This window comes from Pseudoxanthomonas sp. GW2 (genome assembly GCF_000283075.1).
Classification (GTDB): domain Bacteria; phylum Pseudomonadota; class Gammaproteobacteria; order Xanthomonadales; family Xanthomonadaceae; genus Pseudoxanthomonas.
This window is the reverse complement of the sequence record NZ_ALIP01000156.1, coordinates 38,630-59,854: the sequence shown is the minus strand read 5'-3', so window position 1 is coordinate 59,854 and position 21,225 is coordinate 38,630. Positions and strand designations below refer to the sequence as shown.

22 protein-coding genes and 1 riboswitch are annotated in these 21,225 nt (G+C 73.4%); of the genes, 15 read left to right on the top strand and 7 right to left on the bottom strand.

Annotated elements, in window-relative coordinates:
- Positions 1-27: 27 nt before the first annotated feature.
- Genes B351_RS0114965 through hemE form a run of 4 tightly spaced genes read left to right on the top strand, consistent with a single transcriptional unit; the run spans position 28 to position 3,100 of the window.
- Entirely contained in the window at positions 28-570 is a 543-nt protein-coding gene (locus B351_RS0114965; protein WP_026010774.1) for a shikimate kinase, read from the top strand.
- Positions 567-1,673 carry a 3-dehydroquinate synthase gene (aroB, locus tag B351_RS0114960; protein WP_019399845.1) on the top strand — a complete coding sequence of 369 codons (1,107 nt, stop codon included), beginning with the start codon at positions 567-569 and terminating at the stop codon, positions 1,671-1,673. The genes B351_RS0114965 and aroB overlap by 4 nt, the downstream gene beginning before the upstream one ends.
- Before the next feature lie 57 nt (positions 1,674-1,730).
- Complete coding sequence (locus B351_RS0114955; RefSeq protein ID WP_019399844.1) at positions 1,731-1,991, top strand: WGR domain-containing protein; 261 nt, start codon at positions 1,731-1,733, stop codon at positions 1,989-1,991.
- Positions 1,992-2,035: 44 nt separating this feature from the next.
- Entirely contained in the window at positions 2,036-3,100 is a 1,065-nt protein-coding gene (gene hemE / locus B351_RS0114950) for a uroporphyrinogen decarboxylase (protein WP_026010773.1), read from the top strand.
- Between the two features lie 6 nt (positions 3,101-3,106).
- Here the strand turns inward: hemE and B351_RS0114945 are convergent, their stop codons facing one another.
- The gene (locus tag B351_RS0114945; RefSeq protein ID WP_039731769.1) at positions 3,107-4,042 is read right to left on the bottom strand and encodes a hypothetical protein; all 936 of its coding nucleotides are present in this window, start codon (positions 4,040-4,042) and stop codon (positions 3,107-3,109) included.
- Between the two features lie 3 nt (positions 4,043-4,045).
- Positions 4,046-7,606, bottom strand: coding sequence for a hybrid sensor histidine kinase/response regulator (locus B351_RS0114940; RefSeq protein ID WP_019399841.1), 3,561 nt, complete (start codon positions 7,604-7,606; stop codon positions 4,046-4,048).
- A 92-nt stretch (positions 7,607-7,698) separates the two neighbouring features.
- Between B351_RS0114940 and B351_RS16985 the strand changes: the two genes are divergently transcribed.
- The 3 genes from B351_RS16985 to B351_RS0114925 are packed head-to-tail and all read left to right on the top strand — an operon-like array spanning position 7,699 to position 9,562.
- Positions 7,699-8,421 carry a YceI family protein gene (locus tag B351_RS16985; RefSeq protein WP_019399840.1) on the top strand — a complete coding sequence of 241 codons (723 nt, stop codon included), beginning with the start codon at positions 7,699-7,701 and terminating at the stop codon, positions 8,419-8,421.
- A complete protein-coding gene (locus B351_RS0114930) occupies positions 8,418-8,996 on the top strand; it encodes a cytochrome b (RefSeq protein ID WP_019399839.1) in 579 nt (192 codons plus the stop codon). The genes B351_RS16985 and B351_RS0114930 overlap by 4 nt, the downstream gene beginning before the upstream one ends.
- Positions 8,997-9,001: 5 nt before the next feature.
- Positions 9,002-9,562 carry a YceI family protein gene (locus B351_RS0114925; protein ID WP_039731778.1) on the top strand — a complete coding sequence of 187 codons (561 nt, stop codon included), beginning with the start codon at positions 9,002-9,004 and terminating at the stop codon, positions 9,560-9,562.
- A 19-nt stretch (positions 9,563-9,581) separates the two neighbouring features.
- On the opposite strand, the gene B351_RS0114920 is transcribed toward B351_RS0114925, so the two are convergent.
- A complete protein-coding gene (locus tag B351_RS0114920; protein ID WP_019399837.1) occupies positions 9,582-9,806 on the bottom strand; it encodes a glutaredoxin family protein in 225 nt (74 codons plus the stop codon).
- Positions 9,807-9,920: 114 nt separating this feature from the next.
- On the opposite strand from B351_RS0114920, the gene B351_RS0114915 reads away from it, so the two are divergent.
- Positions 9,921-11,303: an L-serine ammonia-lyase gene (locus B351_RS0114915; protein ID WP_019399836.1), complete on the top strand. Its 1,383-nt coding sequence runs from the start codon at positions 9,921-9,923 to the stop codon at positions 11,301-11,303.
- 15 nt (positions 11,304-11,318) lie between these two features.
- On the opposite strand, the gene B351_RS0114910 is transcribed toward B351_RS0114915, so the two are convergent.
- The 3 genes from B351_RS0114910 to B351_RS0114900 are packed head-to-tail and all read right to left on the bottom strand — an operon-like array spanning position 11,319 to position 14,619.
- Complete coding sequence (locus tag B351_RS0114910; RefSeq protein WP_019399835.1) at positions 11,319-12,407, bottom strand: homoserine dehydrogenase; 1,089 nt, start codon at positions 12,405-12,407, stop codon at positions 11,319-11,321.
- Complete coding sequence (locus B351_RS0114905; RefSeq protein ID WP_026010772.1) at positions 12,404-13,624, bottom strand: O-succinylhomoserine (thiol)-lyase; 1,221 nt, start codon at positions 13,622-13,624, stop codon at positions 12,404-12,406. Before B351_RS0114905 ends, B351_RS0114910 begins: the two co-directional genes overlap by 4 nt.
- On the bottom strand, positions 13,621-14,619 hold the full coding sequence (locus tag B351_RS0114900) for a homoserine O-succinyltransferase (protein ID WP_019399833.1): 999 nt from the start codon (positions 14,617-14,619) through the stop codon (positions 13,621-13,623). Before B351_RS0114900 ends, B351_RS0114905 begins: the two co-directional genes overlap by 4 nt.
- A 75-nt stretch (positions 14,620-14,694) precedes the next feature.
- A riboswitch (SAM riboswitch) is annotated at positions 14,695-14,814 on the bottom strand.
- 167 nt (positions 14,815-14,981) lie between these two features.
- Here B351_RS0114900 and B351_RS0114895 point away from each other — a divergent pair.
- From B351_RS0114895 to B351_RS18195, 4 genes are all read left to right on the top strand, one after another.
- Positions 14,982-15,917, top strand: a complete 936-nt coding sequence (locus B351_RS0114895; protein ID WP_232207944.1) for a M23 family metallopeptidase — start codon at positions 14,982-14,984, stop codon at positions 15,915-15,917.
- A gap of 99 nt (positions 15,918-16,016) precedes the next feature.
- Complete coding sequence (locus B351_RS0114890; RefSeq protein WP_019399831.1) at positions 16,017-16,409, top strand: GntR family transcriptional regulator; 393 nt, start codon at positions 16,017-16,019, stop codon at positions 16,407-16,409.
- Positions 16,406-16,963, top strand: coding sequence for an ATP-binding cassette domain-containing protein (locus tag B351_RS18200; RefSeq protein ID WP_343202895.1), 558 nt, complete (start codon positions 16,406-16,408; stop codon positions 16,961-16,963). Before B351_RS0114890 ends, B351_RS18200 begins: the two co-directional genes overlap by 4 nt.
- Positions 16,897-17,307: a hypothetical protein gene (locus B351_RS18195; RefSeq protein WP_343202894.1), complete on the top strand. Its 411-nt coding sequence runs from the start codon at positions 16,897-16,899 to the stop codon at positions 17,305-17,307. Before B351_RS18200 ends, B351_RS18195 begins: the two co-directional genes overlap by 67 nt.
- Here B351_RS18195 and B351_RS17865 read toward each other — a convergent pair.
- Positions 17,288-17,839, bottom strand: coding sequence for a hypothetical protein (locus B351_RS17865; RefSeq protein WP_198006238.1), 552 nt, complete (start codon positions 17,837-17,839; stop codon positions 17,288-17,290). The two genes, B351_RS18195 and B351_RS17865, sit on opposite strands and share 20 nt — an antisense overlap.
- 45 nt (positions 17,840-17,884) lie before the next feature.
- Here B351_RS17865 and B351_RS0114875 point away from each other — a divergent pair, with 45 nt between their 5' ends.
- From B351_RS0114875 to B351_RS0114865, 3 genes are all read left to right on the top strand, one after another.
- Positions 17,885-18,694 (top strand): hypothetical protein, encoded by an 810-nt coding sequence (locus B351_RS0114875; protein ID WP_019399829.1) that lies wholly within the window; start codon positions 17,885-17,887, stop codon positions 18,692-18,694.
- Positions 18,695-18,797: 103 nt separating this feature from the next.
- Positions 18,798-20,402 (top strand): peptide chain release factor 3, encoded by a 1,605-nt coding sequence (locus B351_RS0114870; protein WP_019399828.1) that lies wholly within the window; start codon positions 18,798-18,800, stop codon positions 20,400-20,402.
- Between the two features lie 96 nt (positions 20,403-20,498).
- Positions 20,499-21,185, top strand: a complete 687-nt coding sequence (locus B351_RS0114865) for a hemolysin III family protein (RefSeq protein ID WP_019399827.1) — start codon at positions 20,499-20,501, stop codon at positions 21,183-21,185.
- Positions 21,186-21,225 lie beyond the last annotated feature (40 nt).

Here is a 21,225-nt window from a genome sequence, read left to right as displayed (position 1 = left end):
CGAGCGCCTTTGCTAGCATCGGTCGCCATGAATCCAGCCCCCAACCTCGTGCTCGTCGGCCCGATGGGCGCCGGCAAGTCGTCGATCGGCCGCCGCCTGGCGGACCGCTTCGGCCTGCAGTTCGTCGACGCCGACAGCTACCTGGAACAGCGCACCGGCGCCAGCATCAGCGCGATCTTCGACCACGTCGGCGAAGCCGGCTTCCGCGAGCGCGAAAGCGCGGTGCTGGCCGAGCTGCTGGCCGGCAACGGGCTGCTGGTGGCCACCGGCGGCGGCGCGGTGCTCGCCGCCGGCAACCGCCAGCTGATGCGCGAGCGCGGCTTCGTGGTCTACCTGTGCGCGGGCGTGGAATCGCAGCTCAAGCGGCTGGCGCGCGATCGCAGCCGGCCGCTGCTGCAGCGCGGCGACCGCGAGCAGGTGCTGCGCGGGCTGGCGGCCGCGCGCGAGCCGCTGTACCGCGAAGTCGCCGACCTGGTGATGGACACCGACCGCCTCACCGCGGTCGAGGCCGCCACCCGCCTGGCGCTGCGCCTGGCCGAGTCGTGGACCATCAGCGGGGTCGCCGCGTGAGCGCCGCGCGCACGGTCCAGGTCGGCGGCAGCCATCCCTACGCGATCAGCATCGGCCCGGGCCTGCTGCAGGACGGCGCGGCGCTGGCCACGCACGCGCGCGGCCGCCACGTGCTGCTGGTCAGCGACAGCCAGGTCGCGCCGCTGTACGCGGCCGGCGTGGAAGCGGCGCTGCGCGCCGCGCGCCCGGAGCTGGCGATCGCCACCCACGTGATCCCGGCCGGCGAATCGCACAAGACCCTCGCCACGCTCGCCGGCGTGTTCGACGCACTGGCCGCGCTGGGCGCGACCCGCGACGCGGCGGTGTTCGCACTTGGCGGCGGCGTGGTCGGCGACCTGGCCGGCTTCGCCGCGGCCTGCTGGATGCGCGGCGTGGACTGCGTGCAGCTGCCGACCACCTTGCTGTCGATGGTCGACTCCTCGGTCGGCGGCAAGACCGCGGTCGACATCCCGCAGGGCAAGAACCTGGTCGGCGCCTTCCATCCGCCGCGCGCGGTGGTGGCCGACACCGCCGCCCTGCGCACCCTGCCGCCGCGCGAGCTGCGTGCCGGGCTGGCCGAGGTGGTCAAGTACGGCGCCCTCGGCGACCCGCTGTTCTTCCAGTGGCTGGAAGCGCAGCGCGACGCCCTGCTGGCCGGCGACGACCATGCCCTGGCCGAGGCCATCGCCCGCAGCTGCGAGCACAAGGCGGCGATCGTCGAGCGCGATCCGCTGGAGAAGGGCGAGCGCGCCCTGCTCAACCTGGGCCACACCTTCGGCCATGCGATCGAGGCCGAGCAGGGCTATTCCGGCGGCGGCAGCGCGGCGCTGGTGCACGGCGAGGCGGTCGCGGTCGGCATGGTGCTGGCCGCGCGCATGTCGGCGGCGCTGGGCATGGCTCCGGACGAGGACACCGCGCGCCTGGCAAGGCTGCTGGAGGCGCTGGGCCTGCCGACCCGGATCCCGGCCGGGCTGGAGCCGGAAGCGCTGCTGGCGCGCATGCGCCTGGACAAGAAGAACGTGGCCGGGCGCCTGCGCCTGGTGCTGTGGCGCGGGATCGGCCGCGCCGAGGTGGTCCCGGAGGTGGACGAGGCCGCGGTCCTGGCCCTGCTGCGGGACGGCTGAGGCCGGCTGCCGGGCCTTGCGCGGACGCCGGCCCGGCACCGGCTACAATCCGGTCCCATGCGCATCCTCCTGCAGCAGCGCCCGGCGCCGGGCGAAGCCCCCCGTTACCTGCAGCTGACCCTGCAGCCGGACCTGTTCGGCGGCTGGGAACTGCTGCGCGAAAGCGGCCAGATCGGCGGCAAGTCGCAACTGCGGCGCGAGCAGTACCTGCTCCAGGACGAAGCCATCGCCGCCTTCGAGAAGGCCCGCGACGCCCAGATCAAGCGCGGCTTCCAGGTGATGTTCGTCAGCGGCGCCGACGCCCCGCGGCGGGCCTGAGCGCGCCTCCCTCCTTCCCGCACCAAGGTTCCGAAGTGTCCGAAATCCTCGCCAACGACCGCCTGCTGCGCGCCCTGCGCCGGCAGCCCGTGGACCGCACCCCCGTGTGGCTGATGCGCCAGGCCGGCCGCTACCTGCCCGAGTACCGCGCCACCCGCGCCGCCGCCGGCAGCTTCCTGGCCATGGCCAAGACCCCGGAACTGGCCTGCGAGGTCACCCTGCAGCCGCTGCGCCGCTTCCCGCTGGACGCGGCGATCCTGTTCTCGGACATCCTCACCGTGCCCGACGCCATGGGCCTGGGCCTGTACTTCGCCGAGGGCGAGGGCCCGAAGTTCGAGCGGCCGGTGCGCGACGAGGCCGACGTGGCCCGCCTGGCGGTGCCGGACATGGAGACCGAACTGCGCTACGTGATGGACGCGGTGCGGGTGATCCGCCGCGAGCTTGCCGGCGCGGTGCCGCTGATCGGCTTCTCCGGCAGCCCCTGGACCCTGGCCTGTTACATGGTCGAGGGCGGCGGCAGCGACAACTACGCGACGATCAAGGCCATGGCCTTCAACCGCCCGGAGCTGCTGCACAAGCTGCTGGGCGTGGTCACCGACGCGGTCATCGCCTACCTGGCCGCGCAGCGCGCCGCCGGCGCGCAGGCGCTGCAGGTATTCGACACCTGGGGCGGCGTGCTCTCGCCGACGCTGTACCGCCAGTTCTCCCTGCCCTACCTGCAGCGCATCGCGCGCGAGCTGCAGCGCGGCGAGGGCGAGGACCGCACCCCGCTGATCCTGTTCGGCAAGGGCAACGCGGCATACCTGGAGGCGCTGGCCGCCACCGGCACCGACGCGGTGGGCGTGGACTGGCTCGTGGACCTGGGCGAGGCCGCGCGCCGCACCGGCGGCCAGGTCGCGCTGCAGGGCAACCTCGACCCGGCCACCCTGTACGCCAGTCCGGAGGTCATCGCCCGCGAGGCCGCGCGCGTGCTGGACAGCTATGCCGAGGGCAACGGCGGCTCGCGCGAGGGCCACGTGTTCAACCTCGGCCATGGCATGTCGCCGGACATGGACCCGGAGCACGTGCTGGCCCTGGTCGAGGCGGTGCACGCGCACAGCGCACGCTGACCGGCCTCAGCCGGTGCCGCGGCTGCGCAGCCGCGGCCGCCCCAACGACGGCGCCTTGGGCGCAGCGCGGCGGTCGGCCGGCGCCAGGTACTCGATCCGGATCTCGCGCAGGTGCGGCGGCACCTGCGGCTCGATCGCCTCCGGCGCGACGCAGCCCGGGTACACGGCCGCGGCCAGTGCGGCGGCCAGCTCGCCGGCACGCGCCGCTTCCTGGTGCAGGACCTGCGCAGCGTCGACCAGCGCCACCGCGCTCGGCGCCGCGGCTGTGTCGCCGCGATAGCTGGCCAGTACCGGCGGCGCTTCCGGATCCGGCAGCACGTCGACCAGCTCCACCCGCTGTGGCAGCCAGCAGGCCCCGGTGCTGCGGATGCGCAGCTGCGCCGACACCTCGCCCATGAACTCCCGCACCCGCTCCAGCAGCTGCTCCGGCGGCACCCTCGCCGGGGCGCTGGCGCGCGCCTTGACCAGGTAAAGGTTGCGGGCGAACAGCAGCATCATCGAACCCAGCCGCTGGCGCGGGTATGCCACCGCTACCGCCCGCGCCGGCACGCGCCCGCGGCCATCCTCGCCGGGCAGTTCGAGCGCCTGCAGCGCTTCGGCGTGCGCGGGCGAGCCCAGGCTGTGGCCGGCCTGCAGCATCTGCCCACGCTCGTGCGCGGCCAGCTCGTCCAGCCGGTAGGCGGCGGCCGGTCCGGCCGGGTAGACGTACAGGTCCAGCCAGGAGTCAGCGGACACGTAGCGCACCGAAACCCCCAGCCCCTGGTCCGGGTAGCGGGTTTCCCCGCTCGCCTTCCATTCCCCGACCTGCAGCGGGTAGAGCACCCGGGTCTGGGTGATCAGCCCGCCCAGCAGCGGCGGCGGTGCGCTTTCCGCGGTGGCCGCGCCCGGCGCCCAGGCCAGCAGCGCCGCCAGCACGCCCCGCGCCGGCCAGCGCCCGCGCATTGCTCAGGCCTCCGCCGGTTCCGGCAGCACCGCGGCGATCGCCGCGGCCAGCATCTCGCCGGTCACCGGCTTGCGCAGGAAGCCGTCGAAACCGGCCGCGCGGGCGAGCTGCTCCGCCTCCCCGTCGGCACGCGCGGTCACCGCGACCAGCGGCGAGGCGAAGCCCTGCGCGCGCAGCTGCCGGGCCAGGGCCATGCCGTTCATGCCCGGCAGGTCCAGGTCCAGGAAGGCCGCGTCGAAGTGCGCCACCGCCACGTCCGCCAGCGCCGCCAGGGCATGCGGGGCGTGGGCGACGCGGTGCCCGCGCGCGCGCAGCAGGCTGCATATGACCTCGGCCACGGTGGCGTCGTCCTCCACCAGCAGCAGGTCCAGCGGCCGCCGCGTGCGCTCCGGGGCCGGCGCCGGACGCGGCGGGGCCTCGGGCGCCGGCGCGTTCGGCAGCGGCAGCTGCACCCGGAACGCGGTGCCGCGCCCGGGCGCGCTGTCGACGTCGATCCGCCCGCCCATGGCCAGCGCCAGTTCCTTGCAGATCGCCAGGCCCAGGCCGCTGCCGCCGTAGCGCGCGGCGGTGCGTGCGCCGTCGGCCTGCTCGAAGCGCCGGAACAGGCGTGCCTTCTGCTCCTCGCTCAGGCCCGGGCCGGTGTCGCGGACCACGAACACGATGCCTTCCGGCGAGATCCGCCCCAGCTCCAGCACCACCTCGCCGCGGTCGGTGAACTTGACCGCGTTGCCCAGCAGGTTGAGCAGGATCTGGCGTACCCGGCCCGGGTCGCCACGCACCGCCGGCGGCATGTCCGGCGCCACCCGCAGGTGGAAGGCCAGGCCGCGCTGCTCGGCCACCGGCGCCATCAGCCCGCCGACCTCGGCGGCCAGCGCGTGCGGATCGAAGTCCTGCGAGTCCAGCTGCAGCTTGCCGGCCTCGATCCGGGCCAGGTCCAGGGCGTCGTTGACCAGCCGCAGCAGGTGGTCGCCGGCGCGGCGGATGGATTCGACGTAGCTGCGCTGGCGCGCGTCCAGCGGCGTCTCCAGCAGCAGTTCGCTCATGCCCAGCACGCCGGTCATCGGCGTGCGCACCTCGTGGCTGAGGGTGGCCAGGAACCGGCTCTTGGCCATCGACGCCTGCTCGGCCAGCTCGCGCTTGTGCATGACCAGCTGCCACTGGCTGCGTGAACGCACCCGGCGCCGGTACAGCCAGGCGCTGCCGACGATCGCCAGCAGCACCAGCAACAGCGCGCCCAGCAGCGCCCAGCTGGTGCGCCACCACGGCGGCGCCACCGCGAACCCGAACTCCAGCACTTCCGACCAGCTGCTGTGGTGGCCCAGCGAGGCCTGCAGCTGCAGCCGGTAGCGGCCCGGCGGCAGCTGCGAGAACAGGCGCGCGCCGCCACGCATCTCCACCCAGTCGCTGTCGTAGCCCAGCAGCCGCGAGCGGTAGCGGTGCGAGCCGGGGTCGTCGTAGGACAGCAGGCGCAGCACCACTTCCAGGTCGTGGTCGTACGGGCCGAGGGTGAAGCCGCCGGACTGCGGCAGGCCCATCCAGCCCTCGCCGCTGCGCACGCGCAGGGCGTCGACCACCAGCCGCGGCGACACCGGCGGCGGATCCGGCAGGGTGGTGTCCAGCAGCAGCAGCGAGCCGTCGCCGGTGGAGGCCACCAGCACGCCGTCCTCGTCGATCGCGATCGCGCGTTCGACGAACTCCTGGCTGGGCAGGCCCTCGCGCACGCCGAACGGGCGCACCCGCGCCGGCTGCCCGCCGGCCGGCGGGTCCACCCGGAACAGGCCGCGGCGGGTGGCCAGCCACAGCCGCCTGCGCGCGTCCACGCGCATGCCGGTGGCCTCGGTCGCCGGGATGCCCTCGGCCACGCCCAGGCGCGCCTGCCGGGTCCAGCGCCCCTGCCGGCGTTGCCACAGCTCCAGCCCGGACAGGCGCTGCAGCCACAGCTGGTCCGGCCCGTCCAGGACGAAGCCGTAGATGGTTTCCTCCTCGCCCGGCGGGTTCAGCCCCGGCAGCGGCACGAAGGCCTGGGTGCGCGGCTCCCAGCGCAGGATCCAGGCGCCCTCGGCGATCAACGGCACGCCTTCCGGGCCGATCGCCACGGCGGAGAAGTCCGCGCTGTCCAGGCCCGGGGTGCGGCCTGGGCGCAGCTCGGCCAGCACCTTGCCCTCCGAGTTGCGTTGCTGCAGGCCGGCGCCGGTGAAGGCCAGCCACAGGGTGCCGTCGGGCGCCTCGAGGATCCATTCCAGCGGACCGCGGCCCATCACCGCGTCGACCGGGCTTTGCGCCGTCCACAGCTGCGACGCACTTCCGTCCAGCCGCACCAGGGCGCCGCTGCGCCCCAGCCACAACCGGCCGCGGCTGTCCTGCAGCGCGCTGCGCACGCTGGCGTGGCTGACCGTGCCGAGGGCGCCGAGGGTCTCGGCGAACTCGGCGCGCGAGGTGTCCAGGCGGCCGCCGGTACCGGCATTGCCGGTCAACCAGATGCCGCCGCCCACGGCTGGCGCCACCACGCGGTAGGCGCCGCCGGCGAAGCCCTGGCCGGGCCCCAGCACCGCGATGCGGCGCCAGTCGGCGCGCAGGTAGCCCAGGCCCTGGGCCGGCAGGCCCACCCACAGGCCGCCGTCCACGTCGTGCAGCATGGCCTGGATCACGCTGTTAGGCCCGGGCACGTCGAAGCCGTGGCCCACCGCCACCGGCTGCCCGCCGCGCGGCACGTGCCACAGCCCGACGGTGGTCGCCACCCAGTAGCCGCCCTGGCCATCGCCGCTCATCGCGCTGACCGCGCGCCGGCCGCGGAACTCCTCGGCCCATGCCGGGGTGTCCCAGGTGCCGTCGTCGCGCATCCGGTGCAGGCCGTGCGGGGTGCCGATCCAGGTGGCCTGGCCGTCGCGCCACAGCGCCGTCACCGGCGGGAACGGCTCGGGCCCGGGCAGCGGCAGGCGCCGCACCCGCGAGGCCTTGTTCATGCAGTAGGCCAGGCCGTTGAGCGTGGCCACCAGGATGGTTTCCCCCTGCGGGTCCATGGAGATGCCCATGACCGCACGGTCCAGCGAGGCGTCGATCTCCGGATCTCGCGCGCGCATGCGCTTGAGCCGGTCCTCGCCGTCGATCCGGTACAGGCCGCCGCCGAAGGTGCCCAGCCAGACCTCGTCGCCGCGCCCGGTGATGGTGAAGACGTCGTCGCTCTCCAGCTCCGGGTGGGTCGCGCTGCGGTAGTGGCGGAAGCCGCTGCGGCTGGTGTCCATCACGCTGACGCCGCCACCCTCGCTGGCCACCCAGATGCGGTTGCGGCCGTCCACGTACAGCGCCTGGATCAGGTTGCCGGGCAGCGAGGCCGGATCCTCCGGATCGTGCTGCCAGACGCGGAAGCCGACGCCGTCGTAGCGCGCCAGGCCATCCCAGGTGGCGACCCACAGGTAACCGTCATGGTCGCGGGCGATCGCCGGGACCACGGCCGAGGGCAGCCCGTCCCCGGGCCCGAGGACCCGGAAGCGCGGCAATTCGGGCACCGCGGCGCGCAAGGCACCGGACAGCGCCAGCAACAGGCACAGCCACAACAGCCGCATGGTGTCCTCGAGGCCAACCCCGGAACGAATCGTCGCAATGGCGGCAGGCAGGCGCAAGCCACGCCGCGCCCGCTGCACCTAGAATGCGGCCGATGCCGTCCATCCGCGCCCGTGTCGCCCGCTCCGCCGCCGCCCTGCTCGCGGCCTGCGGGCTGCTGGCCGCGGCCGCCGCGGCGGCGCCGGCGCGCTATGCCCTGGACCCGGTGCATACCCGGGTGCTGTTCGCCGTGTCCCATGCCGGGTTCTCGCAGGCGCTGGGCACGGTGTCCGGCAGCGAGGGCACGCTGGAGTTCGATCCGGAGGACTGGAGCAGCGCGCGCCTGGACGTGCGCGTGCCGCTGCAGCGCCTGGACCTGGGCGACCCGGACTGGAACCGCGCCACCCTGGCGCGCAACCTGCTCGATGCCGGGCGCTGGCCCGAGGCGCACTTCGTCTCCGAGCGGGTCGAGCCGCTGGGGCCCGACCGCTTCGTCGTCCACGGCCAGCTGACCCTGCGCGGGGTGACCCGGCCGCTGGCGCTGGAGGTCAGCTTCAACGCGCTGCGCCGCCACCCCATGCCGCCGTTCCGGCGCACCGCCGGGTTCTCGGCGCGGGGCACGCTCAGCCGCAGCGCATTCGGCGTGGATGCCTGGCCGACGATGATTGGCGACCAGGTCGAGCTGCGGATCGAGGCCGAGGCCGTGCGCAGCAGCCGCGCGCCGGAGCCGGGCCCCGCAGGCGCAGCCGATCCGCCCGCGGACGCTGGTGTGCCCCCGCCGCCGTCGCCCCTGCCACCCGAACGCCCACCCGAGCCCGAGGAACCCGTCCAGCCATGAGCCTGAAGAACACCGACCGCTGGGGCGGCATCAGCCAGCTGCTGCACTGGACCATCGCCGTGCTGATCCTGCTGATCGGCGTGGTCGGCCTGGTGATGGGCGAGCTGCCGCGCTCGCCGAAGTACTTCTGGGTCTACACCGCGCACAAGTCGCTGGGCCTGACCGTGCTGGCCCTGGTGCTGGTGCGGATCGGCTGGCGCCTGTACGCAGGCGCCCCGGCCCCGGTGCCCGGCACGCCGCGCTGGCAGGCCTGGCTGGCCGGCGTGGTGCACCTGCTGCTGTATGGCATGGCCCTGGCCATGCCGCTGTCCGGCTGGCTCTACGACTCGGCCAGCGGGCTGCGCCCGTTCCGCTGGTTCGGCCAGGTCGAGGTGCCCAAGCTGGTGGCCCCGGACCGGGCCCTGGCCGATGCCGCCCACGGCTGGCACGAGTGGCTGTTCTGGCTGCTGGTCCTGCTGGTGCTGGTGCACGCCGGGGCCGCGCTGTACCACCATTTCGTCAGGCATGATGCAACCCTGGCGCGGATGCTGCCGCGCCGGATGACCACGCAACCCCCGCGCGAGGACGCCCCGTGAAGCCGATGCTGACCACCCCTGCCGCCGTCGCCGCCCTGCTGGCCGGAATGCTGGCCGCCGCACCGGCCATCGCCAGCGAATACGTCCAGGCCGAGGGCTCGACCCTGGCCTTCGCCAGCCGTTACGACGGCGAGCTGTTTACCGGCCGCTTCCACGAGTTCAACACCCGCCTGCGCTTCGACCCGGCCAAGCCGGCCGAGGGCAAGCTGGAGGTGAGCATCAACCTGGCCAGCGCGGCCACCGGCAACACCGACCGCGACTCGACCCTGCGCACCGCCGACTTCTTCGACATCGGCCGCCATGCCCAGGCGCGCTACACCGCCAGCGGCTTCCGCAAGCTGGCCGACGGCCAGTACGCCGCCGATGGCACCCTGGAACTGCGCGGCGTCAGCAAGCCGGTGACCCTGACCTTCAGCTGGGATGCCTCGGGCCCGCAGCCGGTGCTGACCGGCCGCGCCGTGGTCCAGCGCCTGGACTTCGGCGTCGGCGGCGGCGACTGGGCCGACACCGACCTGATCCCCAACGCGGTCAACGTCAGCACCAAGGTGGTGTTCAAGCAGCCGTGACCGGCCCGCGCGCGGCCGCTCAGCCGGCCAGCCACTGGCGCAGGCGGGCCACGTCGAACGGCCAGTCCAGCTCGCGCCCGCCGGCGTCGCGCAGCACCGGCACGCGCGTGCCGTAGCGCGCCTCCAGCGTGGCGTCGTCGTCGATGAACACGCTCTGCGGCTCCGGCGCGCGCGCCGCGGCCAGCACGGCCAGCGCCTGGTCGCAGAGGTGGCAGTCGTCGCGCTGGTAGAGCACCAGGCCCATTCCCGATCCCCGTGAGGCTGCGTTGGGCGGCTACCTTAGCCGCTGGCCCGCGGCGCGTCATGTCCGTTTCTCCGGCAACCAATACAATGACGGCCCGTTCCCGTGGTTGCCGCGATGGCCGTCAGCACCTTCGACCTGTTCAAGATCGGCATCGGTCCCAGCTCCTCGCACACCGTCGGCCCGATGCGCGCCGCCGCGCGCTTCGTCGGCCACTGGCTGGTGGAACCGGGGCGGGTGGCCGAGGTGGCGCGGATACGCGCGGAGGTGTTCGGCTCGCTGGCCCTGACCGGCCGCGGCCATGGCACCGACAAGGCGCTGCTGCTGGGCCTGGAGGGCCACCAGCCGGACACCGTCGACCCGGACGCCATCCCCGGCCTGCTGGCGCGCATCCGCGGCGAAGGCAAGGTGCGCCTGGCGCCCGGCCATGCGGTGGCGTTCGACGAGAAGCGCGACCTGGTGATGAACAAGCGCCAGAAGCTGCCGTTCCACACCAATGGCATGCGCTTCACCGCCTACGACGCCGATGGCGCGGTGCTGGCCACGCGCGACTACTACTCGGTCGGCGGCGGCTTCGTGGTCAACCCGGACGAGGCGGCCGAAGACCGCATCGTGCCGGACGACACCGCCCTGCCCTACCCCTTCTCCAGCGGTGAGGAGCTGCTGCGGCGCTGCGCCGACAGCGGCCTGAGCATTGCCCGGGTGATGTTCGCCAACGAACTGGCCTGGCGCGGCGAGGAAGAGATCCGCGACGGCCTGCGCGCGATCTGGAACGCGATGCAGGCCTGCGTGGCTCGCGGCATCCGCGCCGAGGGCACCCTGCCCGGCGGCCTGCACGTGGCCCGCCGCGCGCCGGGCCTGTACCGCGAACTGTCGTCCAAGCCGGAGGCGGCCATGCGCGATCCGCTGACCACGCTGGACTGGGTCAACCTCTACGCGCTGGCGGTGAACGAGGAGAACGCCGCCGGCGGGCGCGTGGTCACCGCGCCCACCAACGGCGCGGCCGGGATCATCCCCGCGGTGCTGCACTACTACGACCGCTTCTGCCCCGGCAGCAGCGAGCAGGGCGTGTTCGACTTCCTGCTCACCGCCGCCGCGATCGGCATCCTCTACAAGGAGAACGCCTCGATCTCCGGCGCCGAGGTCGGCTGCCAGGGCGAGGTCGGGGTGGCCTGCTCGATGGCCGCCGCCGGCCTGGCCGCGGCGCTGGGGGCCACCCCCAACCAGGTCGAGAACGCGGCCGAGATCGGCATGGAGCACAACCTCGGCCTGACCTGCGACCCGATCGGCGGACTGGTGCAGATCCCCTGCATCGAGCGCAACGCGATGGGCGCGGTGAAGGCGATCAACGCCGTGCGCATGGCCATGCGCGGCGACGGCCAGCACAAGGTCTCGCTGGACAAGGTGATCCGCACCATGCGCGACACCGGCCGCGACATGCAGGACAAGTACAAGGAAACCAGCCGCGGCGGCCTGGCGGTCAACGTCATCGAGTGCTGAGCCGCGCGCGGCGGCTCAGGCGGCGATGCGCAGCACGTCGTCCAGCAGCGCCGCCGCGGTGATCTCCGCGCCCGCACCCGGGCCCTGGATCAGCAGCGGCTGCTCACGGTAGCGGTCCGAACGGATCGCCACGCGGTTGTCGGTGCCGGCACCGGCGGCCAGCGGATGTGCGGCCGGCAGCACCTGCAGCGAAGCCTGGGCGCCGTCGGCGTCGAAGCGGCCGACGAAACGCAGCACCCCGCCCTGCGCGCGCGCCTGCTGCAGGCGCGCGGCCAGCGCCGCGTCCAGCTGCGGCAGCGCCGCGGCCACCGCATCGGCCGGCAACTGCGCCAGCGCCGGCGGCACCAGCGATTCCACCTGCACCTGCCGCACCTCCAGCGCCAGGCCGGCGGCGCGCGCCAGGATCAGCAGCTTGCGGCGCACGTCCTCGCCGGACAGGTCCACGCGCGGATCCGGCTCGGTGTAGCCGGCGCTGGCGGCCTCGGCCACCAGCGCCGAGAACGGCCGGCTGCCGTCGTAACGGTTGAACAGCCAGGCCAGCGAGCCGGACAGCACGCCTTCCACCGCATGGATATGGTCGCCGCCGGCCACCAGCCCGCGCAGGCTGCGCAGCAGTGGCAGCCCGGCGCCGACCGTGGCGCTATCGCCGTAGCTGGCACCGGTGTGCGCCTGCGCCTCGCAGATCGCCTGCGAGCGCGCCAGCAGGCCACCATGGCCCAGCTTGTTGGCGGTGACCACGTTGACCCCGCGCGCCAGCCACTCCGGATGCCAGTTGGCCACCAGCTCGCTGGCGGTGGCGTCGACCAGCACGTCGCCGGGACGCAGGGCCTCCGCCTCGGCCCAGCCCTGCAGTTCGGCCGCGCGCGGCGGCGCGGCATTGGCCACCGCCAGCGCAGCCTCCAGGTCGCGCCCGGCCTTCAGCACCGCGCGCGAATTCGCCAGCCACGCCACCGGCGGCAGCGCCAGGCCGCGCTGCTGCAGCAACCGGTAACGGGCCACGAAGGCGCTGCCGACCGCGCCGGTGCCCAGCAGTGCCAGGCGCCGCGTGGCAGGCGCGGCGCGCGGACGCGGCGGCTGCAGGCCAGGACCGGCCAGCGCGCTCATGCGCTGGCCCGTTCCGGCTGCGCCGGGATCGCGGCCTCGGCCGCGGCCAGCGCGGCGGCCACGTCGGCAACCAGGTCGGCCTCGGCCTCGATGCCCACCGACAGCCGCAGCAGGCCGTCGGAGATGCCGGCCTTGGCGCGCGCCTCGGGCGTCATCGCCGCATGGGTCATGGAGGCCGGATGCGCGACCAGGCTCTCCACCCCGCCCAGCGATTCGGCCAGGGTGAACCAGCGCAGGCTGTCGACGAAGGCACGCACCGCCGGCTCGCCGCCGCGCAGCTCGAAGCTGAGCATCGCGCCGAAGCCGGCCTGCTGGCGCGCGGCCACGGCATGGCCCGGATGCGAGGCCAGGCCCGGGAAGTACACCTTCTCCACCGCCGGATGCCCGTCCAGCAGGGCGACGATCGCCGCCGCGTTCTCCTGGTGCACGCGCATGCGCGCATCGAGCGTGCGCAGGCCGCGTAGGGTCAGGAAGCTGTCGAACGGCGAGCCGGTCAGGCCCAGCGCATTGGCCCACCACACCAGCTGCTGGTGGGTTTCCGCATCGGCCGCCACCACCGCGCCGCCGACCACGTCGCTGTGGCCGTTGACGTACTTGGTGGTCGAATGCAGCACCAGGTCCGCGCCCAGCGCCAGCGGCTTCTGCAGCGCCGGCGACAGGAAGGTGTTGTCGACCACCACCCGCGCGCCGGCGCGGTGCGCGGCGTCGATCACCAGGCGCAGGTCGGTGATGCGCAGCAGCGGATTGGACGGGGTCTCCACCAGCACCAGCTTCGGCGAGGTCGCCAGCGCATCGGCCAGCGAGCACGGATCGGTGAGGTCGGCGGTGACCAGCTCGAAATGGCCCTTGGCGGCCAGCGCGTTGAACAGGCGCCAGCTGCCGCCGTAGGCGTCGTGCGGCACGACCAGGCGGTCGCCCGGCTGCAGCAGCGCGTGCAGCACCAGGCAGATCGCGCCCATGCCGGTGGCGGTGACCACGCCGCCGGCGCCGCTTTCCAGTTCGGACAGGGCCTCGGCCAGCAGGTCGCGGGTCGGATTGCCGCTGCGGGTGTAGTCGTACTGGCGCTTGTTGCCGAAGCCGTCGAAGCTGAAGTTGCTCGACAGCACGATCGGCGGGGTCACCGCGCCGTAGGCGGTGTCGCGGTCGATGCCGGCGCGCACCGCGGTGGTGGCCGGACGACAGGGGGAGGAAGGGGCGGGGAAGGACTGGGTGCTCATGCGGCGGCTCCGGTGCCGCGCAGGACGGCGGCGAGAATGAGGTCGATGCGGTCGGTTTCCTTGAGGAAGGCGTCGTGCCCGTACGGCGAGCGCAGCACGCGCAGCTGGCCGCGCCCGGCCAGGCCCTCGACCAGGTTCACCGAATCGGTCAGCGGCACCAGGCGGTCGCCTTCCACGGCGACCACGGTGACCGGCACCTGCACCGCGGCCGGATCGATCCGGTGCAGGTCGATGGACTCGGACAGGCGCAGGAAGGCGGTGACCGGGGTACGCGCCACGTACTGCGCGCCGGCGGCATCGAGGTAGTCCTCGGCGGCGCAGCGCACGCGGCCGTTGACGATTTCCGGCGCACTGTCGAAGCGCTCGCCGAACTCCTCCGGCGTGCGGTAGCTGAGCATGGCGAACTGCCGCGCCAGGGCCAGGCCGGCGGCATCGGCGCACTGCAGCTGGCCCAGCGCCACCGCGCGCCGCTGCAGCGCGCGCCAGGCACAGGCGTACGGATGCGGGCGGTGCACGCCGCTGACCGCCACCAGGTGGCGCAGGCGCGCAGGATGCCGCGCGCCGAACTGCAGGCCGACCATCGCCCCGTAGGAATAACCGACGAATGCGTGCAGCCGCCCGATCTCCAGCGCGTCCAGCAGCAACGCCGCGGCATCGGCCTGGTCGGCGGTGTCCACCGGCACGTCCAGGCGGCCGTCGGCGGCGACGTAATCGAACGCCAGCACGCGGAAGCGCGCCGGGTCCAGGGTGCGACCCGGCGCCACCAGCTCGTTGGCCCAGCCCTTCTCCGGGAACTGCGCGCTGGCCGAGACATGGCGGTGCGCGGAAATGCCACCGGCCACCAGCACCACCGGTGCGTCGGCCGGTCCCTGCAGCTCGTAGCGCAGCGCCACCGCCTGCACGCCGGCATGGCGCATCGGCAGGGCCACGGCGATCTCGCCGCGCTGGGCGGTGGTACAGGGAGGTTCGCGGGTGGCGGCGGAGGCGGTGTTCACGGGCGTGGCGGATCCGGGAAAGGTCACGCCACCGAGCCTGCGCGGCCCGCGTTCGACATGCCTGGCGGCACGTTCGAACCATCTTCCGGTGGACGCGGAGGTCCCCGCAGGATTTGGCACCGTTGCGCAACGCTTGCGCGTCCGCTGGCTGCCCCGGCATCAAAGGGCCTGTCCCTCCGCCGGTCTCGATGGCGCGGCCAGATTGCCACCCCCTCCCGGGCGTGTCAATCGCTTCATCTTGATGCAGAGATGAAACTAATTGCGCGTCGCGTCGGAAGCGTGCGGATAATCACGCCCATGCCCCCAGCCCGCCCCGCCCCGCTCCTCCCGCAGCTCGCCGGCCGGCACGCCGGAGGCAGCCGGTGAGGCGGCTACGCGCACGGCGCTGGCTGTTGCTGGTGCTGGCCGGCCTGGCCCTGGGCGCCAGCCCCGCCGGGGCTTCACGCTTCTGGCGCGGCGACCAGGGCGGCGCCGGACATTACCGCGAGGTTCCGCCTGCCGACGCCGCCGCCAACGAGGCCGGGCCGCGCTACCGCGGCGAGGACGGCCCGCCGGTGCAGCTGCGTCTGGTCGACCGCGGCAGCCACCACGAGGTGCGCGCCGGCAACCGCCTGCCCGGACCGGTGGAGGTGGTGTTGCGCCTGCGCGAGGGCGAGAACGTCACCAGCGCGCCGGCGATGCCCGTGCGCACGGTGGTGCCGGCGCATGCCGAAGCGGTGGTCGCCCGCCTCTATGCCAGCGACCCGCGCCGCGGCGGCAGCTTCGACGTGGTACTGGAACAGATGCCGGGCGACCCGCGCGCACGCCCGCTGGACTACGAATACCGCCTGCCGTTCGAGCACCCGCGGGTGCGGGTGGACCAGGGTTTCGGCGGCAGCTTCAGCCATGCCGACGCGCAGAACCGCTACGCGGTGGATTTCGCCATGCCCGAGGGCACCCCGGTGCTGGCCGCGCGCGAGGGCGTGGTGATGCAGGTCGAATCGGACCATGCCGGCACCGGCCTGGACCTCGGGCGCTACGGCGGCCGCGCCAACTACGTGCGCATCCTGCATGCGGACGGGAGCATGGCCCTGTATGCCCACCTCAAGGCCGACGGGGTGCTGGTGCGGGTCGGGCAGCGGGTGCGCCAGGGCCAGCGCATCGCCCTGTCGGGCAATACCGGTTTCAGCACCGCCCCGCACCTGCACTTCGCGGTACAGGTCAACCGCGGCATGCGCCTGGAATCGGTGCCGTTCCGCATGTTCGCCGGCCCCTCGGAACTGCGTTTCGCCCGCGACGCCGATAGCGACGGCCACTGATCCGGCGCGGGCCCTGCCCGGCCCCACTGCATCCCCCATCGAGCCCACCGCGCGTTGCATGGCTTGACACGGGCCAAGTGTATTGTTGCATTGATACACATGGATGCCTCCTCGCTGCACATCAACCCGGGGCTGCCGGACCCGATCTACCGGCAGATCGCCGAGCAGATCCGGCGCCTCGCCAGCGCCGGCCACCTGCGCCCGGGCGATGCCCTGCCCTCCGTGCGCGAGGTCGCCGCGGTCCATGCCATCAACCCGATGACGGTCTCCCGCGCCTACAGCCAGCTCGAGGCCGAAGGCGTGCTGGAGCGCCTGCGCGGGAAGGGCATGGTCGTGGCCCACGGTGCCCGCCCCATCGGGAGCGTGGCCGCACGCATGCAGCAGCTCGAGCCCGCCCTGCGCGAGGCCGCCCGCCACAGCCGAGAACTGGAACTCCCCGTCGACCGTGTGCTCGCGCGGTTGCGCCAACTCCTGGAAGAGGACGACGCATGAATGCCCTGGCCGTGCCCGCACCCGTACTGGACACCGGAATGCCGCTCTCCGCGCGTGGCATCCACCTGGCCTATGGCTGCCACGAGGTACTGCGCGGGATCGAACTGGACGTACCGCAGGGCGAGGTGCTGGCCCTGGTCGGCCGCAACGGCGCCGGCAAGAGCAGCCTGATCGGCTGCCTGCTGGGCCTGCTGCGGCCGCAGGCCGGCGAGGCGCGGGTGATGGGTGCCCCTGCGCTGGCCCTGGACGAGGTGCGCAAGGCGCGCCTGGGCTACGTGCCGCAGCAGCCGCAGGCGTTCTCGTGGATGAAGGTCGGGCAGCTGTTCGACTACCTGTCGCAGCTGTATCCGGACTGGGATCCGGCGCACGCCGCGGGCCTGTTGCGCCGCTGGGACATCGACCCGTCGCGGCCGATCGGCAAGCTCTCGCCCGGCCAGGCGCAGCGCCTGGCGATGGCGCGTGCCTGGCCCCGCGCCCGTGGCTGCTGGTGCTGGACGAGCCGGCCTCGGCGCTGGACCCGGTGGCGCGCCGCGAACTGCTGCGCGAGCTGGTGACCCAGGCCATGGACTCGGGCACCACGGTGCTGTTCTCCAGCCACATCGTCAGCGACCTGGAACGCGTCGCCTCGCGGGTGGCCTTCCTGCAGGAGGGCCGGCTGCTGCTCGACCGCGCCCTGGACGAGGTCAAGGACGAAGTCGTGCGCATCCACGTGCCGGCCGCCGCGGCCGCACGCGTGCCGGCCGCGCTCCCGGGCGAGCTGGTGCGCCGCCAGACCGCCGGCGGCGAGCTGCAGCTGGTCGTGGCCGGCCGCAAGGGCTGGCAGGACCTGCTGCTGGTGGAAGGCGTGCGCGTCGACCGCCTGGGCCTGGAAGACCTGTTCATCGAGGTGGCCGGATGAGCGCCGCCCCGATCACCCCCCGCACCGTCTTGCGCGTGCCCGGCCCGATGCGCAGCGCCGTGGCCACCGGCGGCTGGACCTGGGCCATCATCGCCGCGGCCAGCGCCATCGGCCTGGTGCTGGCGCTGCTGGGCGATCCCTCGCCCCGGGCGCTCCTGGTGCCCGTCATGCTGGCCGCGTGCCTGACCGCGTTCTGGTCGTTCCTGGCCGGCGGCCGCCTGGTCGCCCAGGCCGTGGCGGCGTCGCGGCTGCGCCTGCCGCATGCGCTGCGCCATGCGATCGCCACCGGCGTGGCCATGATGGCGCTGGCAGTGCTGCCGCCGGCCGCGGTGCTGGCGCTGGCAAGCGGCGGCGGCTTCGCGATGGCCGCGTCGATCCTGGCGATCGGCGTGGCGACCGGGTTGCTGTGGGCCAGCATGCCGCCGTGGACGATGCTGCTGATGATCAACCTGGGCCTGTTCGCACGGTGGCTGCCGGAACCCATCGCCGCAGCGCTCGCCGAGCTGCTGCGCAGCCCCGCCGGGCTGGGCATGGTCGCGCTGGGGATCCTGCTGGCCTGCCCCTTTGCTGGCTGTGGATGCCACGCGATCCCGAAGGCGGATCGCCCTGGCAGGTCCCGGTCGCGGTGCAACTCGGCCGCGGCACTCCTTTCGCCTCGAACGCCGGCCAGCAGGCCGGCGCCCCGACCCCGCACACCCCGGTGGGGCGCGACCTGGCGCGGGCCCCGGAGCAGGCCCTGGGCATCGCCCTGGGCCCGGGCTTCGGCCGCAACTCGGCGCGCAACCTGCTGGTGGCGCAGGCACCGATCCTCATGGTGATGCTGCTGTGGCTGCTGCTCGGCGCCGTGGTGGTCGGCGGCAAGCTGAACATGGCCCTGGTCTTGGCGCCAACCCTGGTCTTCGCCAACGGCATGACCCCATTGGCGCGGCGGCTCGTCCTGTTCTGGCAGCCACGCCGGGGCCTGCACGAACTGGCGCTGCTGCCGGGCCTGCCGCCGCAGCCGGTGCCGGCGCTGGCCAGGGCCCTGGCGAAACAGGTCCTGGTCCATGCCCTGCCCGCGCTCGCCCTGGTGCTCGCCGTCGCCGTGGCCAGCGGCGCGAGCGCGGAGTATTGCGCGCTGCTGGCCTGGGCGAGCCTGGGCAGCCTGTCGCTGGCCTGGGGCTGGACCCTGGTGGCGCTGCACAGCCACGCCGGCCGCTGGTCGGTCCTGGTGCTGTCGATCCTGCTGCTCCTCGGCGAGCCGGTCATGCTGGTGGCCAACGAGGTGGCTGGGCCGATCCGCTGGCTACCGCCGCTCTGCGCCGCCGCGCTGGTCGCCGGCCTGGTCCTGCAGGCGCTCGGCATCCGCCGCCTGCGCGCCCTGCCGCATCCCTGGCTGGGCAACTGAACCCGCCCGCGCGGGCCTGGCGGCGACGCCCGGCCCGCGACGGCGGCGGCCCGTATAATTGCCGGCTTCCTGCCCGACCCTGCGCCTCCCGGCGCCATCCCCCATGTCCGATGTCCCAACCGAAGCCGCGCGCCGGCGCACCTTCGCGATCATTTCGCACCCCGACGCCGGCAAGACCACGCTGACCGAAAAGCTGCTGCTGTTCGGGGGCGCGATCCAGATGGCCGGCTCGGTCAAGGGCCGCAAGGCCGCCCGCCACGCCACCTCCGACTGGATGGCGCTGGAGAAGGAGCGCGGCATCTCGGTGACCTCCTCGGTGATGCAGTTCCCCTACGAGGGCCGCATCGTCAACCTGCTCGACACCCCCGGCCACGCCGACTTCGGCGAGGACACCTACCGCGTGCTCACCGCGGTGGACTCGGCGCTGATGGTGATCGACGTGGCCAAGGGCGTGGAGGAACGCACGATCAAGCTGATGGAGGTCTGCCGCCTGCGCGACACGCCGATCATGACCTTCGTCAACAAGCTCGACCGCGAGGGCAAGGACCCGATCGAGCTGCTCGACGAGATCGAGACCGTGCTGGGCATCAAGTGCGCGCCGGTGACCTGGCCGATCGGCATGGGCCAGCGCCTGAAGGGCGTGGTCCACCTGGTCAGCGGCGAGGTCCACCTGTACGAGCCGGGCCGCAACTTCACCCGCCAGGACTCGACCATCTTCCCGTCGCTGGACGCGCCGGGCCTGGAGGAGAAGATCGGCGCGGACATGCTCGCCAGCCTGCGCGAGGAACTGGAGCTGGTGCAGGGCGCGGCCGATCCGTTCGACAAGGACAAGTACCTGCGCGGCGAACAGACCCCGGTGTTCTTCGGCTCGGGCGTGAACAACTTCGGCGTGCAGCCGCTGCTGGACTTCTTCGTCGAGCACGCGCCGCCGCCGCAGCCGCGCGCCACCACCGGCCGCGAGGTCGCCCCGCAGGAGGAGAAGCTGACCGGCTTCGTGTTCAAGATCCAGGCCAACATGGACCCGCAGCACCGCGACCGCGTCGCGTTCATGCGCGTGTGCTCGGGCCGCTTCACCGCCGGCATGAAGGCCTTCCACGTGCGCAGCGGCAAGGAAGTGAAGCTGGCCAACGCCCTGACCTTCATGGCCTCCGACCGCGAGATCGCCGCCGAGGCCTGGCCGGGCGACGTGATCGGCATCCACAACCACGGCACCATCTCCATCGGCGACACCTTCACCGAGGGCGAGGCGCTGTCGTTCACCGGCATCCCCAACTTCGCCCCGGAGCTGTTCCGCCGCGCGCGGCTGAAGGACCCGCTCAAGCTCAAGCAGCTGCAGAAGGGCCTGGCCCAGCTGTCGGAGGAGGGCGCGACCCAGTTCTTCCGCCCGCTGATGAGCAACGACCTGATCCTCGGCGCGGTCGGCATGCTGCAGTTCGACGTGGTCGCCTACCGCCTCAAGGACGAGTACGGCGTGGACGCCAGCTTCGAGCCTGTCGGCGTGGCCACCGCGCGCTGGATCCAGTGCGACGACGCGAAGAAGCTGGAGGAATTCCGCGAGAAGAACGCCATGAACCTGGCGATCGACGCGGCCGGCGAGCTGGTCTACCTGGCCCCGACCCGGGTCAACCTGCAGCTGGCGCAGGAACGCGCGCCCTCGGTGCGCTTCCTGGCCACCCGCGAGCATGCGCACAGCGTGAGCGTGGACTGACCACGGCAACGGCGGCCGGCCTTCCCGGCCGCCGTTCGATGGCGCGCCTTACCGTACGGGTGCAAAACGCGCTGCGTTTGCTATAACGTGCGCGCCATGCCGGTCGCCCCTTCGCCTGCGCCAGACTCCAACCAGGACGCGACGTCGCTGCGCGACGAGATCGCCAATGCGCTGACCCACGGGCTCGGCGCCGCCGCGGCCCTGGCCGCCGGCGCGGTGCTGATCACGCTGGCGGCAATCTACGGCGACGGCTGGCAGCTGGCCAGCGCGATCGTGTTCGGGTTGGCGCTGCTGCTGCTGTACACCGCCTCCACCCTCTACCACGCGATCCAGCACCCGGTGGCCAAGGGCCGGCTGAAGGTGTTCGACCACTGCGCGATCTACCTGCTGATTGCCGGCACCTACACGCCCTTCACCCTGATCGGGCTGCGCGGCCCGTGGGGCTGGAGCCTGTTCGCCGCGATCTGGACCCTGGCCGCGGCCGGGGTGGTGTTCAAGCTGTTCTTCACCGGCCGCTTCAAGCGCCTGTCCACCGCGATCTACATCGCCATGGGCTGGCTGGTGGTCGTGGCGGCCAAGCCGATGCTGTCCTCGCTCGACGGCTGGACCCTGGGCTGGCTGCTGGGCGGCGGCGTCGCCTACACCCTGGGCACGGTCTTCTACCACCGCGAGTCGATCCCCTACTCGCATGCGATCTGGCACCTGTTCGTGATCGCCGGCAGCGTCTGCCACTTCGTCGCCGTCAGCGCCCAGGTGCTGTCGCCGCGCCTGCACGCGCTCTGAGGTCCCGCGCGGCCCCCGCGTTCGCGTGCCGTGCACGGCG

What these genes read in the sequence shown, in the direction of transcription:
- B351_RS0114890 (WP_019399831.1), top strand. Translation starts at nt 16,017, where the DNA reads ATGGATGCCTCCTCGCTGCACATCAACCCGGGGCTGCCGGACCCGATC.
- B351_RS0114955 (WP_019399844.1), top strand. Translation starts at nt 1,731, where the DNA reads ATGCGCATCCTCCTGCAGCAGCGCCCGGCGCCGGGCGAAGCCCCCCGT.
- B351_RS0114930 (WP_019399839.1), top strand. Translation starts at nt 8,418, where the DNA reads ATGAGCCTGAAGAACACCGACCGCTGGGGCGGCATCAGCCAGCTGCTG.
- B351_RS0114940 (WP_019399841.1), bottom strand. Translation starts at nt 7,606, where the DNA reads ATGCGGCTGTTGTGGCTGTGCCTGTTGCTGGCGCTGTCCGGTGCCTTG.
- B351_RS0114910 (WP_019399835.1), bottom strand. Translation starts at nt 12,407, where the DNA reads ATGAGCGCGCTGGCCGGTCCTGGCCTGCAGCCGCCGCGTCCGCGCGCC.
- B351_RS0114925 (WP_039731778.1), top strand. Translation starts at nt 9,002, where the DNA reads ATGCTGACCACCCCTGCCGCCGTCGCCGCCCTGCTGGCCGGAATGCTG.
- B351_RS18200 (WP_343202895.1), top strand. Translation starts at nt 16,406, where the DNA reads ATGAATGCCCTGGCCGTGCCCGCACCCGTACTGGACACCGGAATGCCG.
- B351_RS0114865 (WP_019399827.1), top strand. Translation starts at nt 20,499, where the DNA reads ATGCCGGTCGCCCCTTCGCCTGCGCCAGACTCCAACCAGGACGCGACG.
- B351_RS0114945 (WP_039731769.1), bottom strand. Translation starts at nt 4,042, where the DNA reads ATGCGCGGGCGCTGGCCGGCGCGGGGCGTGCTGGCGGCGCTGCTGGCC.
- B351_RS0114915 (WP_019399836.1), top strand. Translation starts at nt 9,921, where the DNA reads ATGGCCGTCAGCACCTTCGACCTGTTCAAGATCGGCATCGGTCCCAGC.
- B351_RS0114965 (WP_026010774.1), top strand. Translation starts at nt 28, where the DNA reads ATGAATCCAGCCCCCAACCTCGTGCTCGTCGGCCCGATGGGCGCCGGC.
- B351_RS0114905 (WP_026010772.1), bottom strand. Translation starts at nt 13,624, where the DNA reads ATGAGCACCCAGTCCTTCCCCGCCCCTTCCTCCCCCTGTCGTCCGGCC.
- B351_RS0114870 (WP_019399828.1), top strand. Translation starts at nt 18,798, where the DNA reads ATGTCCGATGTCCCAACCGAAGCCGCGCGCCGGCGCACCTTCGCGATC.
- B351_RS16985 (WP_019399840.1), top strand. Translation starts at nt 7,699, where the DNA reads ATGCCGTCCATCCGCGCCCGTGTCGCCCGCTCCGCCGCCGCCCTGCTC.
- B351_RS0114875 (WP_019399829.1), top strand. Translation starts at nt 17,885, where the DNA reads ATGCCACGCGATCCCGAAGGCGGATCGCCCTGGCAGGTCCCGGTCGCG.
- B351_RS17865 (WP_198006238.1), bottom strand. Translation starts at nt 17,839, where the DNA reads ATGCCCAGCCCGGCGGGGCTGCGCAGCAGCTCGGCGAGCGCTGCGGCG.
- B351_RS0114920 (WP_019399837.1), bottom strand. Translation starts at nt 9,806, where the DNA reads ATGGGCCTGGTGCTCTACCAGCGCGACGACTGCCACCTCTGCGACCAG.